Genomic DNA, 257 nt, shown 5'->3' with positions numbered 1-257 from the left:
GTTGCGCACGTCGTCAGGTTGACTGCTAGCGACAAATAAGCCCGGCATGCATACACCGGGTGAAGCAGGCATTTGTCCATCTTTACGCGTGCTGACATTTGCCAGAATAGCGAGCGCTCGCTGTGGCGACATCGAATCGGTCGTGAAAGAAACGGCGGTTCCATTCTTGTAGGTATAGAAACCTGCACCCTTTTCGCTACTCCATGCGATGCTTCGCTCATCGCTCACAGGCAATAAGGTGAAATGCTGAGCCGCAG

Annotated in this window: 1 protein-coding gene; it reads right to left on the bottom strand. The window is 53.3% G+C overall.

What is annotated here, in order from left to right:
* A partial coding sequence (locus tag SB772_RS43055) for a hypothetical protein (RefSeq protein ID WP_410838904.1) occupies positions 1-257 on the bottom strand: 257 nt, incomplete at both ends.

This window comes from Paraburkholderia sp. SIMBA_030, assembly GCF_046535245.1.
GTDB lineage: Bacteria > Pseudomonadota > Gammaproteobacteria > Burkholderiales > Burkholderiaceae > Paraburkholderia.
The sequence above is the reverse complement of the archived record's forward strand: the minus strand, read 5'-3'. Positions and strand labels throughout refer to the sequence as shown.